This window comes from Micromonospora sp. PTRAS2 (assembly GCF_054052245.1).
In genome coordinates, this window is sequence record NZ_JBSWBU010000002.1 from 155,552 (window position 1) to 169,128 (window position 13,577).

16 protein-coding genes and 1 pseudogene are annotated in these 13,577 nt (G+C 73.5%); 7 read left to right on the forward strand and 10 right to left on the reverse strand.

Going from position 1 to position 13,577, the window contains the following annotated elements:
* Positions 1-24 precede the first annotated feature (24 nt).
* Positions 25-927, reverse strand: a complete 903-nt coding sequence (locus tag ACVMYR_RS06630; RefSeq protein ID WP_198956486.1) for an aminoglycoside phosphotransferase family protein — start codon at positions 925-927, stop codon at positions 25-27.
* Positions 928-1,011: 84 nt separating this feature from the next.
* Positions 1,012-2,313 carry an MFS transporter gene (locus tag ACVMYR_RS06635; protein WP_457121352.1) on the reverse strand — a complete coding sequence of 434 codons (1,302 nt, stop codon included), beginning with the start codon at positions 2,311-2,313 and terminating at the stop codon, positions 1,012-1,014.
* Between the two features lie 182 nt (positions 2,314-2,495).
* On the opposite strand from ACVMYR_RS06635, the gene ACVMYR_RS06640 reads away from it, so the two are divergent.
* The 3 genes from ACVMYR_RS06640 (at position 2,496) to ACVMYR_RS06650 (ending at position 3,761) form a co-directional block, all read left to right on the forward strand.
* A complete protein-coding gene (locus ACVMYR_RS06640; protein WP_077936734.1) occupies positions 2,496-2,897 on the forward strand; it encodes a nuclear transport factor 2 family protein in 402 nt (133 codons plus the stop codon).
* Between the two features lie 91 nt (positions 2,898-2,988).
* Entirely contained in the window at positions 2,989-3,339 is a 351-nt protein-coding gene (locus ACVMYR_RS06645) for a hypothetical protein (protein WP_077936733.1), read from the forward strand.
* The gene (locus ACVMYR_RS06650) at positions 3,336-3,761 is read left to right on the forward strand and encodes a hypothetical protein (protein ID WP_457121353.1); all 426 of its coding nucleotides are present in this window, start codon (positions 3,336-3,338) and stop codon (positions 3,759-3,761) included. The genes ACVMYR_RS06645 and ACVMYR_RS06650 overlap by 4 nt, the downstream gene beginning before the upstream one ends.
* Here the strand turns inward: ACVMYR_RS06650 and ACVMYR_RS06655 are convergent.
* The 7 genes and pseudogenes from ACVMYR_RS06655 to ACVMYR_RS06685 form a co-directional block, all read right to left on the reverse strand.
* Entirely contained in the window at positions 3,736-4,464 is a 729-nt protein-coding gene (locus tag ACVMYR_RS06655; protein WP_457121354.1) for an SHOCT domain-containing protein, read from the reverse strand. The genes ACVMYR_RS06650 and ACVMYR_RS06655 overlap by 26 nt on opposite strands.
* A gap of 171 nt (positions 4,465-4,635) precedes the next feature.
* Positions 4,636-6,108, reverse strand: a complete 1,473-nt coding sequence (locus tag ACVMYR_RS06660; RefSeq protein WP_457121355.1) for a hypothetical protein — start codon at positions 6,106-6,108, stop codon at positions 4,636-4,638.
* A gap of 160 nt (positions 6,109-6,268) precedes the next feature.
* The gene (locus tag ACVMYR_RS06665; protein WP_457121356.1) at positions 6,269-6,685 is read right to left on the reverse strand and encodes an SgcJ/EcaC family oxidoreductase; all 417 of its coding nucleotides are present in this window, start codon (positions 6,683-6,685) and stop codon (positions 6,269-6,271) included.
* Positions 6,686-6,719: 34 nt separating this feature from the next.
* A pseudogene (locus tag ACVMYR_RS06670) lies at positions 6,720-6,833 on the reverse strand (hypothetical protein); the annotation flags it as partial.
* Between the two features lie 10 nt (positions 6,834-6,843).
* Positions 6,844-8,043 carry a helix-turn-helix domain-containing protein gene (locus ACVMYR_RS06675; RefSeq protein ID WP_457121357.1) on the reverse strand — a complete coding sequence of 400 codons (1,200 nt, stop codon included), beginning with the start codon at positions 8,041-8,043 and terminating at the stop codon, positions 6,844-6,846.
* A complete protein-coding gene (locus tag ACVMYR_RS06680; RefSeq protein ID WP_457121358.1) occupies positions 8,033-8,203 on the reverse strand; it encodes a hypothetical protein in 171 nt (56 codons plus the stop codon). The genes ACVMYR_RS06675 and ACVMYR_RS06680 overlap by 11 nt, the downstream gene beginning before the upstream one ends.
* A 177-nt stretch (positions 8,204-8,380) precedes the next feature.
* Positions 8,381-9,592 carry a helix-turn-helix domain-containing protein gene (locus tag ACVMYR_RS06685; protein WP_457121716.1) on the reverse strand — a complete coding sequence of 404 codons (1,212 nt, stop codon included), beginning with the start codon at positions 9,590-9,592 and terminating at the stop codon, positions 8,381-8,383.
* 683 nt (positions 9,593-10,275) lie between these two features.
* Here ACVMYR_RS06685 and ACVMYR_RS06690 point away from each other — a divergent pair.
* The gene (locus ACVMYR_RS06690; RefSeq protein WP_091277398.1) at positions 10,276-10,596 is read left to right on the forward strand and encodes a hypothetical protein; all 321 of its coding nucleotides are present in this window, start codon (positions 10,276-10,278) and stop codon (positions 10,594-10,596) included.
* Positions 10,597-10,730: 134 nt separating this feature from the next.
* Here the strand turns inward: ACVMYR_RS06690 and ACVMYR_RS06695 are convergent, their stop codons facing one another.
* Positions 10,731-11,264, reverse strand: coding sequence for an RBBP9/YdeN family alpha/beta hydrolase (locus tag ACVMYR_RS06695; RefSeq protein ID WP_457121359.1), 534 nt, complete (start codon positions 11,262-11,264; stop codon positions 10,731-10,733).
* A 139-nt stretch (positions 11,265-11,403) separates the two neighbouring features.
* Here ACVMYR_RS06695 and ACVMYR_RS06700 point away from each other — a divergent pair, with 139 nt between their 5' ends.
* The 3 genes from ACVMYR_RS06700 to ACVMYR_RS06710 all read left to right on the forward strand — a co-directional run bounded on the left by ACVMYR_RS06700 (position 11,404) and on the right by ACVMYR_RS06710 (position 13,439).
* Positions 11,404-12,186: an SAM hydrolase/SAM-dependent halogenase family protein gene (locus tag ACVMYR_RS06700; protein WP_457121360.1), complete on the forward strand. Its 783-nt coding sequence runs from the start codon at positions 11,404-11,406 to the stop codon at positions 12,184-12,186.
* A 56-nt stretch (positions 12,187-12,242) separates the two neighbouring features.
* Positions 12,243-12,518 carry a CPCC family cysteine-rich protein gene (locus tag ACVMYR_RS06705; protein WP_043964189.1) on the forward strand — a complete coding sequence of 92 codons (276 nt, stop codon included), beginning with the start codon at positions 12,243-12,245 and terminating at the stop codon, positions 12,516-12,518.
* A 63-nt stretch (positions 12,519-12,581) separates the two neighbouring features.
* The gene (locus ACVMYR_RS06710) at positions 12,582-13,439 is read left to right on the forward strand and encodes a zinc finger domain-containing protein (RefSeq protein WP_457121361.1); all 858 of its coding nucleotides are present in this window, start codon (positions 12,582-12,584) and stop codon (positions 13,437-13,439) included.
* Positions 13,440-13,577: the final 138 nt, after the last annotated feature.

A 13,577-nucleotide genomic window follows, 5' to 3' on the forward strand; every position in this document is an offset into this window, starting at 1 on the left:
GGTGGCCACCCCGGTGAGGTTCGGTCAGGCCAGCTCGGCGATGACCGCGCGGACCATCAGGCGGCCGTGTTCGGCCATGCGGGGGAAGGTGTGCCGGTAGTAGTCGATGCCGGTCAGCGAGGGCGCGAGCGCCCAGCCGCAGGCGCGCCGCCAGGTGGCGTCGTCGTACCCGATCGCCTCCCGGTAGGTTTCCCGGGCCGCGCCGGTGAACGTCCACAGCGCCGGGGCCACGTCCGGGGCCGGATCGCCGACGCCGAGCGCGCCGAAGTCGATGGCCGCGACCAGCCGTCCGTCGTCGGTGACCAGGTTGCCCGGTTGCAGGTCACCGTGGATCCACACCGGCTCGCGGTCCCACTCGGGAGCGGCCAGGCAGACCTCCCACGCCGCCTCGGCCGCGCGCACGTCGAAGCCGTCGTCGTGCGCGGCGAGCCGGGGCAGCACCCGCCGCACGGCGTCGTCGACGTGGCGCAGGGCGGCCCCCCGGGCACCGGGCGCCTTGGCCGGGCCCCCGGCCGGGTCCACCCGGTGCAGGGCCCGCACGAAGTCCGCCAGGTCGCGGGCCAGGCGCACGTCGTCGCAGCCGAGCCGGGGCGGCGTGCGTCCCGCGAACCACGGCACCACGGTCCACGGCCATGGGAACCCGGCGCCCGGCTCGCCGACGTGCAGCGGGACGGGTACCCGCGCGGGCAGGTGGGGGGCGAGCGTGGGCAGCCACCGCGCGTCGGACTCGGCCTGGCCGACCGCCCCGGCGATCTTGGGCATCCGGGCGACGAGTTCGTCGCCGATCCGGAAGAGGACGTGATCGGTGCCCTCCACCTCGTCGGGCAGGGGCGTCACGGGAAGGTCGGCCCAGCGGGGACACTGGTCCGCCACCAGGCGGCGCACCTGCTCGGCGGTGGCGCGGATCTCATCGGCGTGAATGGGCACCACCGGCACGGTAGAAGACACCGCCGCCGGCATCCACCGGTTATCCGCGTGGGCCGGGGTGGGGATGCGCCGTGAGCTGCCGCGTCAGCCGACCGGGGTCCTGTCGGCGGCGTCGCCGCCCGCCCGGGCCGGCGCCGGGTCGGCCGGCCGGCCGTCGGCGGCGGGTGGCTCCCCGGCGGGCCGGCCGGGTGGCAACGCCCGCAGCCGGCGCACGTCCCGGCTGGCCAGCATGCCCCCGACGGCGAGCACCACCAGCCCGGCGAGGGCCAGCAGCGTGTCGCGGGCCCCGATCGTCGCGGCGAGCGGCCCGACCGCCACCTGGCCGAGCGGCATGGCGATCCAGGACCCCAACATGTCGTACGAGTAGACGCGCGCCAGCCGGTCGGCCGGGATGTGCTGGGCGATCGACGTGTCCCAGGCCACCGTGAACTGTTCGACGGCGATGCCGACGGCCAACGCGGCGGCCACCAGCACGAGGATCGTGGGTGCCAGGGCCAGCCCGAGCAGCAGGAGCGACTCGGCGAACATGCAGGCCACGCCGAGCAGCAGCAGCCGGCGCACCCGGATCCGCAGGGCGATCAGCCCGCCCAGCACCATCCCGACGGTCTGCGCGGCCAGCACCACGCCCCAGCCGCCGCGGCCGATAGTCGAGTCGGCGACGGCCGGGCCGAGCACGTTGACGCCGCCGGCCAGGCACGCGTTGAGGACCATGAAGCCGAGCACCACCGCCCACACCCAGGTACGCGCGGTGAACTCCGTCCAGCCCACCCGCAGGTCGGCGACGACACCCGTACGGCTGCTCCTGGCCTTCGGGGCGGCGACCCGGACCCCGGCGAAGGCCACGGCCGCGACGGCGAAGGTGGCCGCGTCGACGGCGAGCCCCCAGCCGGGTCCGACGGCGGCCACGAGGAGGCCGCCCGCCGCCGCGCCGCCGATCGAGCCCGCGTTGATGCCGAGCCGGATGAGCGCGTTGGCCTGCTGGAGCAGTTCGGGCGGAACGGTCTGCGGCGTCGCGGCGGCCGACGCCGGCTGGGCCAGGGCGCTCACGACGCCGTTGGCCGCGCCGAGCGCCAGCAGCAGCGGGATCGTCGCCGTGCCGGTGAGCACGACGGCGGCCACCGCCGCCTGCGTCGCCGCGCCCAGCACGTTGGAGCCGACCAGCACCAGCCGGCGCGGAATCCGGTCGGCCACCACGCCGCCGAAGAGCACGAACAGCACGGTCATCAGGGATCTGACGCCGACCACCAGGCCCAGGTCACGCACCGAGCCGGTCAGGTCGAGCACGGCGAAGGCCAGGGCGATGGGCGCGACGCCGTTGCCCAGCATGTTGACCATGCGGCCGGCGGCCAGCCAGCGGAACGCGCGATGGCGCAGCGGAGCGAGCACCGGTCCCCCACGTGAAGTCGGTCGCGCCCCGCCGGCCGCGAGACACCCGCAAATGGTCGCCGATCCGCATGGCCCGATCGACCCATTTTGGACCGGTGTCGACCTGCGCAGGATGGCTCCCGGCGGAAGCGGGCGCATCGTCAACGGCAGGCCGAGTGCGACCGGGTGGCAGGCTGGGGCTCATGGACCGGAAACACGTGACCGGCTGGATCGCGGCATACGAGCGCGCATGGCGGACGCCGGGGACGGCGGCGCTCAGCGCGATCTTCACCGAACAGGCCAGTTATCTGCAGGGGCCGTACCAGAAGGCGGTCGTCGGGCTGCCGGCCATCGCCCGGATGTGGGAAGCCGAGCGGGAGGGCCCCGATGAGGTGTTCCACATGACCAGCGAGGTCGTCGCGGTCGAGGACGACACCGCGGTGGCGCGGGTGGAGGTCCGGTACGGCGACCCGGCCGACCAGGAGTTTCGCGACCTGTGGATCATGCGCTTCGCCGAGGACGGGCGCTGCGACTCGTTCGAGGAGTGGCCGTTCTGGCCGACGCAGCCGTCCACCGCCGATCCCGGCGATCCCTCCGACCGCTGACCCGCAAGGGCGGCCGTCGCCGGACCGGGCGGTCGGGATTGAGTACGGATGCGGATGGGCCAGGCACCATAGCCCTGGCAACGTCACGAGCATGAATGTTGCGGAAGCGCCGCGCCGGGGCTCGTTCGGGTCGAGCCTCCTCGTCGCGTTCGGCTGGTACGCCACCGTGACCGCCGCGGTCTTCGTCGGACTCGTAGGCGTGCCGGAGAACCCGAACCGGGACTGCTCGGTCATTTTCGCCTGCCTGACACCGCAGGAGGGGTTCGCCCTGGCGGCGATCGTCGGCGCGCCGGTTCTCGCGGCCATGCTGCTCACCACGCTGGCGATCACCCCGCTGCTCGCGCGCCGGGTCCCCTCCCCGGTCCTCGCCGGCACCCTGTCGGTGTCGGTCACCGTCGGGCTCGCCGTGCTGGCCGGCGGATTCTGGCAGGCCGCCCGATGAGGCGCGTCGGGCTCGGCGTGCTCTTCTTCGCCTGGCTCTACGGCGTGCCGTTCCTGTTCGTCGTCGGGCTGGTCCGCCGGGTGTCCTCGCCCTACGTGCCGACCCACACGGCGGCGCGGGCGTTCGGCTCGACCACGGAGACCCTCCTGACCACGGCGGTGGTGCTCAACCTGGCGCTACCGATAGTGGGGGCGCTGCTCGCGCGGCTCGCCCGAGACAACTACTGGATTCGCCACTTCGCCTGGTCACCGGCGGGCGTGGTGCTGATCTACCTGGTTGTCGCGCTGGCGGGGAGCCTGGCCACGGGACCGTTGTTCACGTGGACGCCGACCGTCGAGGGCGCACCATCGAGCGTCGTCCCGCACGTCCCGGCCGGCGACGGCCTCGAAGCCCGGGTCAGTCGACCCGTTCACCGCGCATGACGCCGCGCTTGCCGACCTCGAACTCCTCCGCGCTCAGGGCTCCCGAGGCCCGCTGGTCGGCAAGCTGTCGGATCAGGGCGACGCGGTCGGTCGCCGGTGCCCGCCGGCCGTCCGACGCGGAGTCGGCCAGGTCGGCTCTGAGCGCGACGAACTCCTCCCGCGTCAGCGCCCCGGTGCTCCGCAGGTCGTTCAGGGCCTTCAGCCGCGACCACGCATCGCGCCCGGCACCCGGTTGACCGTCCCGACCCCGTGGGTCGCCGTTCCTCGTCCGGCGGGGACCGCTGCCGCGCCCGCGCCGCCCGCGGACGAGTTGCACGATCCCGACGACCCCGACGCCCAGGCCCATCGGGATGAACACGGCGGCCACGATGGACGCACCGAGCCTCGCGTCCGGTGGCATGGACGGCTGGGTGAGCACCTTGACCAGCATGGCGGCGCCGCCTCCGGCGAAGCCGACGGTCCACAGGACCTGCCCGGCGCCCGGCTCGGTGAAGCTCCGCCTACCCGCAACGAGACCCAGGATCCACATGATCGCGCCGGCCGTCGGCAGCCAGAACCAGACCGCCGAGCCCTCGGGGCACGGGCGGGCGACCACGTAGGAACCGCCCGTGGAACAGCTGCCGATGTCGAGCACCCGATCCAGCCCGACGCCCAGCAGCACGATGCCGGTCAGGCCGACCCCCAGGGCGGCGATCTCACGCACTGCGGCCTTCACATCCACGCTCCCGGAGACGGTCGAAGCTCGATGATCGCAAGCCCCGTCAACGGGCGGCGGCGCGGTGAGCGGCATCCTGCGAGCGCCCCACCTGCCGCCGCCGAGGACGCCCGCGCGACCCGGCACGCGCCCAGGTCGAGCAGGGCACACCGCGCGTGGTCAGCGGTTGAGCAGGCGGGTGAGGCCGGCGACGACCGCGGTCGTCAGCGTCCATCCGACGAGGACGAGCAGCGCCGAGACGTACTGGCTGGCGCCGACGGGAAGCCAGGCACCGTCGTGCCCGAGGTTGATGATCGGCAGGAGGAGATCGAGGGACTGTAGTGCCGGGTTGCGTTCCGGCGCCGTGCCGGCGCGGGGAGTCGACGGCTGCACCGTGAACGTCACCGTTCCGAGCAGCCAGAACCCGGCCAGCCAGGCGCCGGCGAGCCAGTTGCGGTAGCCGTAGCCGATGACACCGTCGAGGACGTACCCGAGGATCCGCTTGGGGAGGCTCAGGGTGGCCCGGCGTCGGCGCTGCTTCTCCAGGAGCACGCGCCGGGCCTCCTGGTCCTGGCCGTTCTGCCGGTAGTGGGCGGCCAGTTGCTCGTACGGCGCGGGCGCGTACCCGTCGGGGCTCCGGCGCAGCCAGTCCAGGCGCTGCGCGACGGTGACCGGCTGCGGTGGCAGTGGCGAGCCGCGCGGTGCGGGTGATCGTGCGATCAGCAGCCGGTAGGTGCATCCGAGCAGGTCGAGTGCCGCCGGCCAGGTCGCCGGATCGTCGAAGATCGAGTCGGCCTGCAGGCCGCTGAGGCGTACCCGGCCGACCGGCGGCGTGGCGAAGGTCAGCCAGAGACTCGCGACCCGGGCACCGCCGACGTGCAGGGCCCAGCCACCCCTGGCGTCGATCCGCGCCTCGGTGAAGTTGAGCTGGTTGCCGATCTGCGCGTGCACCAGGATGATGCCGCCCTCGGCGGTGAACCCGTACCTGGCCGAGAAGCTGCCGGCGATGGTGAGGCGGTTGGCGTCGATGGCCGGCCCGGCCGGGTTGCGGACGGTGGCACCGCTGAGCAGCACGTCACCGCCGATGGTCGCCGAGGACAGCCACACCCGGCCGTACGCGACGAATCCGGCCCTGGCGCTCAGATCACCGGTCACGGTCATCCGCGCGGCGGCGAGCGCGTCGCCCCCGGCCTCCGGGTCACCCAGGGTGGCGCGGTCGAGGGTGACGGATCCGCCGATCCGCGCATCGCGCAGGTCGACGGCGCCGGTGACCTCGCACCCGGTCAGGTCGAGGTCACCTCGCACCTCCACGAGCCGGGCCCGGAGGCCGGGCAGCACGCAGTCGACGAGAGTGACGCCTGCGGTGCGGGCGTTGGTGAGGTCCACGACGTCGGTGAAGCTCACCCCGGCGAGGAACACCGGCGCGGCGACGTTGGCCTGCCGGGCGTCGAGGCGGCCGACGATCCTGGCGTTTCGCAGTCGCAGCGCCGCTCTCGGATGATCGGCCTGGTCGACCGCGCGCGTCAGCAGATCGGCGACGATGTCGGCGCGGACCGCATCACGCGCGCCCGCGAGGTCGAGCTCCGCACCGTGCAGGAACGCCGAGCGGAGCCGTCGCTCGGCCGGGTTCAGCCGTTCGCGACGACCTCTCATGACCGCGATGATCGCATGTCGCCGGCTGGCGCCCGAACCCCTTCTCGCCCCGCCCACTCCCATCGGTGATCAAGAGGAAAGCGGCAGGATTGATCTCCCCGATGACGCAAACCTCTTGATCACCGACGCGTGGGTGGGGGCGGGGGCGGGGGGGCGTCTCCTATGCGGTGGGTGCCACGGCGGTGTTCTGGTTGGCGGTGAGTCGCCACCGACCGTCCTCCTTCGACATCACGTACATCGGGGTGCCCTCGCCCAGGTCGGTCCGTGGTTCACCCTCCCGGGAGGAGTACCGCTGGCGGACCTTGACCGCGGCCACGTCCGCCCGGATGAAGAGCACGTGCACGACCTCGTACGACGGGACGAGGTCCTTCATCGCGCCGGGCAGGACCTGCCTGGTGAACGCGGCGATGGCGTCCCGACCGACGAGGAGCTTGCCGGCCGCGGTGGTCCAGATGGCGTCCTCGCGGAACAGGGAGACGAACTCCTCGACCAGTTCGTTGCGCTGCGCATGTTCGACGGTGGCGACCACGTCTTCGATGGCTGCGATCTCAGCGTGACGGTCAATCGTTGCGTCCATGCCCAACATGGTGGAACCTGAACCGAACTTCAGGTCAACAGTGGTGTGGCCCGGAACGCAACGTCACCGTCGAGCCTGGCCCGTAGCCGTCGGCGGTCGTCATGTGCCCGGCGTCGCCGAGGTCGACCAGCTCGGATCCCCACCGCCGGGCGACGTCGTCAGGCCAGGCCGAGGGTGAGGGCGAGCTGGACGAGGGTGGCCGGGGCGTGCGGAGTGCGGGTCACCTGGGCGATCACCTGCCGGGCGGCGGGGCGGTGGCGTAGTTCGGCCGGGGCGGCGCGTTCGGCGTCGAGCAGCACCCGGCCGGCCCCGCGCGGGTCGCCGGCGCGCAGGTACGCCCGCGCCGCGTCGAGCAGGTGCGCGGCGCGGTGCTCGGGCGGCAGCCACCGCCAGGCGTTCCGCCTGACCGCCTTCTCGTGCCAGGCGACCGCGTCGCGGGCTGCGCCCAACTCGACGGCTGCCGCGGCGCGGGCCACGTCGACGGCCGTGGGGCCGAACGCCGTCGCATGATGGTCGTGGCCGTCGCCCACCCGCGCCGCCAGGTCACCGGCCTCGTCGAGCAGGTCGGCCACCGACCGGTGGTCTCCGTCGCGGGCCGCCGCGAGGGCGGCCTGCACGAGCAGCGTCCCGCACAACGACAGCTCCGCCGGGATGCCGTCGTCGGGGTCGGGCGGGGCGATCCGGTACGCGGCGGCCAGGGTCACCGACCTCGCCGCCCGCGCCCGCCCGCTGGCGCGCAGCGCCTGGCCGAGCTGCACGCAGGCGGCGGCCACCAGCACCGGCTCGCCGGCTGCGGCGCCCATGGCCCGGTCGGCGGCCAGCCAGCCCAACTCGCCCTCGCCGAGCTTCACCAGCAGCGAAGCGGTCACCCGGTACGCCTCCACCAGCACCGCCCGCCCCGGGTCCGGGTCCTCGGCGTGCACGCGTTGCGCCGCCGCCAGCAGGCCCGGTACCAGCACGACCGCCTGCGGGTAGCGGGCGTGCTGGAACGTGATCCACGCGTGCGTGACGTCCCGGGCCAACCGGTCCGCCGGCAACACGACGCTCCGGGCCGCCCCCGCGCCGAGAGCAATGTCGTACGTCGACAGGGCCGCCCGGATCCGCTCGACGCCCTCCACGCGCTCGGTCACCTCGGGCGGCTGCACGTCACGGCCCAGCAGCACCGAAGTGTCGACGCGCAGGACGACGGCGAGTTCCTGGAGGGTGGACACCTTGTCCAGGGCGCGGACACCCCGCTCGACCTTGTCCACCCAGCTCTTCGACTTACCCAACCGGTCGGCCAGCATCTGCTGCGTCAACCCGCGCCGAACCCGCCACTGCGCCACCCGACGGCCTGGCGGCAACTCGTCACCGCCCACGACGCCACCGCCGGTCCGGCACCGCCCGGGTCGTCTCCTCCACCGGTATCCGCTCCGCCTCGGCCTGGTCGAGAATGCGCTGCCGGGCCGCCTCCCGCTCCGCCTCCTCGATCCGCTCACCCCGGCTGGACGTCGACTCATCGCGTTCACTGCCTGTCATTGGCCCACTCCCCTTGGTCACGAAGGTGCGGCAGCGTGCTCGCGAAGGACCGACGCCGCCGCGCCCGGCAATGATCTTGAATGGCCGAGCTGCGGAGACACGCACCGCCAACCGCGCTCCGCAAGGAGAAACCTACGGAGCGCTACCGTGCAGAATGGGTAAGGTTCCTACCCCGGGTCAGGAGACGAGGCCGACCTTCAACGCGAGATCGCGTACGCCGTTTCGTGCCGACCTGGGCCCGTCCAGCAGGTCGAGGGCGATCTGACGGGCGTAGCCGTTGAAGCGGATCGTCTCCGGTGCCGCGTCGTACGCCTGGCGGAGAGCCTCCACGGTGGATCCGGTGTCGTTCTTGGCGCGGTGTGCGCGAGCCACCTCGATCAGGTGCCGGGCGCGGCGCGGCCTCGACGGGACGGCAGCCGGATCGAGACGGTTGGCCTGTCGCAGCGCTTCACCGGGCTTCTGCAACTCGATGGCGAGGGTCACCGCGTGCGCGGCCATGATGATCCGGGAGAACGACGTCTGCTGCTGGTAGAAGCCCTGCGGCAGCCGCCGGGACACTTCGTCGGCGAGATCCCAGTACCGCCAGGCACGGCCCTCCTCCCCCGCCCGCGCGGCGATGTGGGCGGCCTCGAAGTGCAGAGCGCCCCAGAGGGCGAGCAGGTTCGGGCTCGCGTCGACCGCTCGTGCCTCCAGCGCCGAGAGCAGGTCCAGCGCCACCGTCGTGGCGGCATCCCAGTCGCCCGAGTCCCGGTGGAGTTGGCACAGGAACCAGCCCGCCCGGGCCACCGCCTCCGGATCGCCGGACTCCTGCGCCGCCATCATCGACCGGTCGGCGACGCGCCAGATCAGCTCGGCGGCAGGTTGGTAGGCGAGGTACATCTGGGCCAGTCCGAGGGTTTCGGCCAGCAGCGCGTGCGCCCGACGGCGATCGACCCCCTCGTACGTCAGCGCGGCGCGCTGCGCATCCCGGACCAGGTCCGGCAGCACGGGTGCCAGCACCGTCCGGTGGTCCGAGGACTCGTGGCGGGCCCGCCAGGCTGCGGCAAGACGCTGGCTGAGCTGCGCCAACGGCGGAGCGGTCGCGGCACCTGGCAAGGCGACGCGGTTGACGGCGTCGCGCACCGAGGCGAGCGCGGGATGCTCCGGCCCGTTGACGGCGGCGGACCGGTCGCCCAGCTCCCCGACCAGGGCGGAAACGTCGACCTTGAGCGCGCGGGCGATCCGATCCAGCATGTGCACGCGCGGCGGCAGGATGCGATCGTTCTCCACGGCCTTCACCCACTCAGCGCTGCGGCCCACCAAGCCGCCGAGCACAGCGCGGGTCTTGCCCGCCCGTTCACGGTAGAGCTTCAGCCGCTGCCCGAAGGTCAGCTCCGGCATGGCGTCCATCCCGACCTCCCAGCGTGACGCGCCACCCACCCAGGGCGCCTTCCCACGGTACTCATGAGCGTGGCAGCTCGTCACCCTTGCGGCACCCAGCAGCATTGGAGCCACCGCTCGGGCATTTGCCCGATATGCCTCGGCTTCTAGCGTGAATCGAACCCTGAAGTCGGATGGCCGACAACCGCCAGGCGGAGGCGGATGTTGCGGCCACGCTCCTACGGCTCGACGATGGGCCCTTCTCACGTTCGGCGACCACTCAGACACGATCAGCAAGATCGCGACTTGGTGAGCGCACGCCCAAAGGACGCAGCCCGGAAGGACTCCATCCATGCACATACCCACCCAGGCAGGCGAACTCCCTGGTCGAACGCCTATTCGACGAAGCCGCACCGAGGATGACTTAGCCGGATGGTGGATCCATCGGCGCACCGACCATGTCACCATTGCAGCACGGAGGGCGTTCACCCAGTGACACGACCCCGTCACGCTAAGGGTGGCGCATACGAGGACTTGCTAAGAGAGGCGGAACGAGCCGGTTGGACCGTCACGGGCGGGGGAAACAAGCACTACAAGCTGAAGTGCCCAAATTCGTGCAGGTGCATCAAGACCATGTCGACCACGCCATCCAACCCGAACTACCTGCGCAACATGCGGGCGCAGCTGCACCGGGTGACTTGCTGGGAGGACAGATGAAGACCGAGATCCGTCTCGCTGCCGAGATGACCTTCTTCGCCGACCCGGACGGCACCGACGAGCAGTTCGAGGCGTTCCTCGACGAGGTGATGGAGCAACTGAACGCCATCGGCCGGGAGGACGTCGACCTCGCCGCGAGGCTGCCCGACCGGTACGCGGAGTTCGAGACCACCGTCGAGGCCGCCGACTTCAACATCGCAGGGGCGGGCTTCATGATGGACCTGCGTACGGCCCTGCACGCAGCCGGGTGCAACACCGCAGACTGGCCCCGGTTTGCGCCCAGCCATCAACACGTTCGCGAGCTACAGACGGCCTGACCGAGCGTTGACCCGAAGCCCCCTCAGCCCGAGGCGGGGCTTCGTCGTCCGCGGGCCGAAGCGAGCGAGCATCGGAGATCTTGGAAGATCCCGGCCCCTGGAGGGGCCACCAGCTTCCAAGGTCTACCGGTCCCCTACCGACGGGGGACCAGGCGGGCGATCAGGGTCTCCGCCAGGGGCCACGGGCCGTAGCCGTCGGCGGTCGTCAGGTGCCCCGCGTCGCCGAGGTCGACCAGATCGGCTCCCCACCGCCCGGCCCAGTGCTCCGCCCGGTCGTACGTCATCACCGGGTCGGTGCGGCTGGCCGCCAGGATCGACGGGAACGGCAGCGGGACGTCGGGCAGGGCCGGCAGCACCGACGTCCCGTCCGTCCACGGCTCGTCGAGGTCGGGCGGGGTGACCAGCAGCGCGCCCCGCACCGGGCCCGGCCCGCAGGAGGCCGCCCACAACGCCACGGTGAGGCAGCCGGCGCTGTGCGCCACCAGCACCGTCGGCTCGGTGACCCCGTCGAGGGCGGCGGCGAGGGCGGCGACCCGCTCGTCGGCCACGTACCGCCCTCCGGTGGCGTGCCGGACCCAGCGGCGCGCGGGATCTCGGCGGGCCAGCCACTCCTGCCAGTGCTCGGGCAGGGGGTCGTTGCGGCCGGGCACCAGCAGCACGCGCGTCATGCCTCGGGAGGCTAGCGTCGAGCCGGCAGCCGCGCCGCCCCGCGCCGGTCAGGCAGGCAAGCAACCGGGCCAGGCAGGCGCGAGGCCGAGCAGGCGCGAGGCCGAGCACGAGCACGAGCGAGCACGGAGGAGGACGCCGATGGCGTGGATCTCGTTGACCACCGACTACGGCCTGGCCGACGGGTTCGTGGCCGCCTGCCACGGGGTGATCGCCCGGATCGCCCCGGCCGCGCGGGTGCTCGACGTGACCCATCTCGTGCCACCGGCGGACGTGCGGCGTGGCGCGGCCGTGCTCGCCCAGACGGTGCCGTACCTGCCGGTGGGGGTGCACGTCGCGGTGGTCGACCCGGGGGTGGGCACCGCCCGGCGCGGGGTGGCCCTGGCCACGCCGGGCGGGACGCTGGTGGGGCCGGACAACGGGCTGCTGCCGGACGCCGCCGCCGCGCTCGGCGGGGTGACGGCCGCCGTCGAGTTGACCAACCCGCAGTGGCTGGCCCCGCAGGTGTCGCGCACCTTCCACGGCCGGGACGTCTTCGCCCCGGTGGCCGCCCGGCTGGCGGCGGGCGCGCCGCTGGCCGACGCCGGGCCGGCGGTCGACCCGGCGGGCCTGGTCCGGCTGCCCGGGCCGGTGGTGCGGGACGAGCCGGGCGGGTTCGCCGCCGAGGTGCTGACCGTGGACCACTTCGGCAACGTGCAGCTCGCCGCGCCGGGCGGGCGGCTCGCCCCGCTGCCGGCCCGGCTGCGGGTGGCCGGTCGGGCGGCGGCGCACGGGCGCACGTTCGGCGACGCCCCGCCCGGCGCGCTGGTCGCGTACGTCGACTCGGCCGGCCTGGTCGCCGCCGCCGTCAACGGCGGACGGGCCGCCGACGTGCTGGGCGTCGCACCGGGTGACCTGGTGACCGTCACCGCCGAAGAGGGCTGACCGTCACCGCCGAAGAGGAGGTGGCCGGAACGTGAAATCGGCCCACCGTCGGAGTGATGCCGGATCGTCGGTTGTGGAATGCTCTCCCGGTGGGTGTTCAGTGGGTTCCTTCGGCATGTCCCTGTTGCGCCTCGCTGACCGGGGGCGGCACGTGCCCGGTCTGCTTCTGGACCGACGACGGTCAGAGTGACGCCGACGCGGACGTGGTCCGGGGCGGCCCCAACGGCGACCTGAGCCTGACCCTCGCCCGGCTCAACTTCGCCGTCTACGGCGCCAGCCACCCCCGCTACCAGGACATGGTGCGCCCGGCCCGCCCGGAGGAGCGCCCCTGACCCTCGGGGCGCCCACCCCGCCCCGGCCAGGGTGAACGCCGCCCGGGCGGGGACAATGGCGGCATGCCCGAAGGCGACACCGTCTGGAACACCGCCCGCGTGCTGGGGCGGGCGCTCGGCGGTGCCCGGCTGACCGCCTCCGACTTCCGGGTGCCCCGGCTGGCCGGCACCGACCTGGCCGGCTGGACGGTGCGCGAGTCGGCGAGCCGGGGCAAGCACCTGCTGCTGCGGCTCGCCGCGCCCGGCCGGCAACCACAGGCCGGCCCGCCTCCGGGCGGGCGCAGCCGGGCGTCGGGCGGCCCGGGCGGGGTCGCCGACTGGACGCTGCACTCGCACCTGCGGATGGACGGGGCGTGGCGGGCGTACGCGCCGGGGGAACGCTGGACGGGCCGGCCCGCGCACCTGATCCGGGTGGTGCTGCGCGCGCCCGACGCGGTCGCCGTGGGCTACCACCTGCACGAGCTGGCGCTGGTGCCGACCGCCGAGGAGGACGCCCTCGTCGGTCACCTCGGGCCGGACCTGCTCGGCGCGGACTGGGACCCCACCGAGGCGGTCCGCCGGCTCGCCGCCGCACCGGAGGCGACGATCGGCGAGGCGCTGCTCGACCAGCGCAACCTGGCCGGGGTGGGCAACCTCTACAAGTGCGAGGTGCTGTTCCTGCGCGGGCTGTCGCCGTGGACGCCGGTCGGCGCGGTGCCCGACCTGGCCGGCACGGTGGCGCTCGCGCAGCGGCTGCTGGCGGCCAACCGGGGACGGTGGACGCAGAGCACCACCGGGTCGCTGCGCCGGGGCGAGACGAGCTACGTGTACGGCCGGCGCGCCCAGCCGTGCCGCCGCTGCGGCACGGCGATCCGCAAGGAGGAGCTGGGCGAGCGGGTCACCTACTGGTGCCCGGCCTGCCAGCCCGCGCCGACACCCTGACCTGCGGCGACACGCCGTCCCAGCGTCCGGGACGTCCGCAGATAGGGACGATTGGGTAGTTCCGCACCGGCCCTCCGACGTCGCATGCTGCGGTTGAGTGCTCACCGACCGTCAACGGGCGGGTGCGGCCGCCCCGAG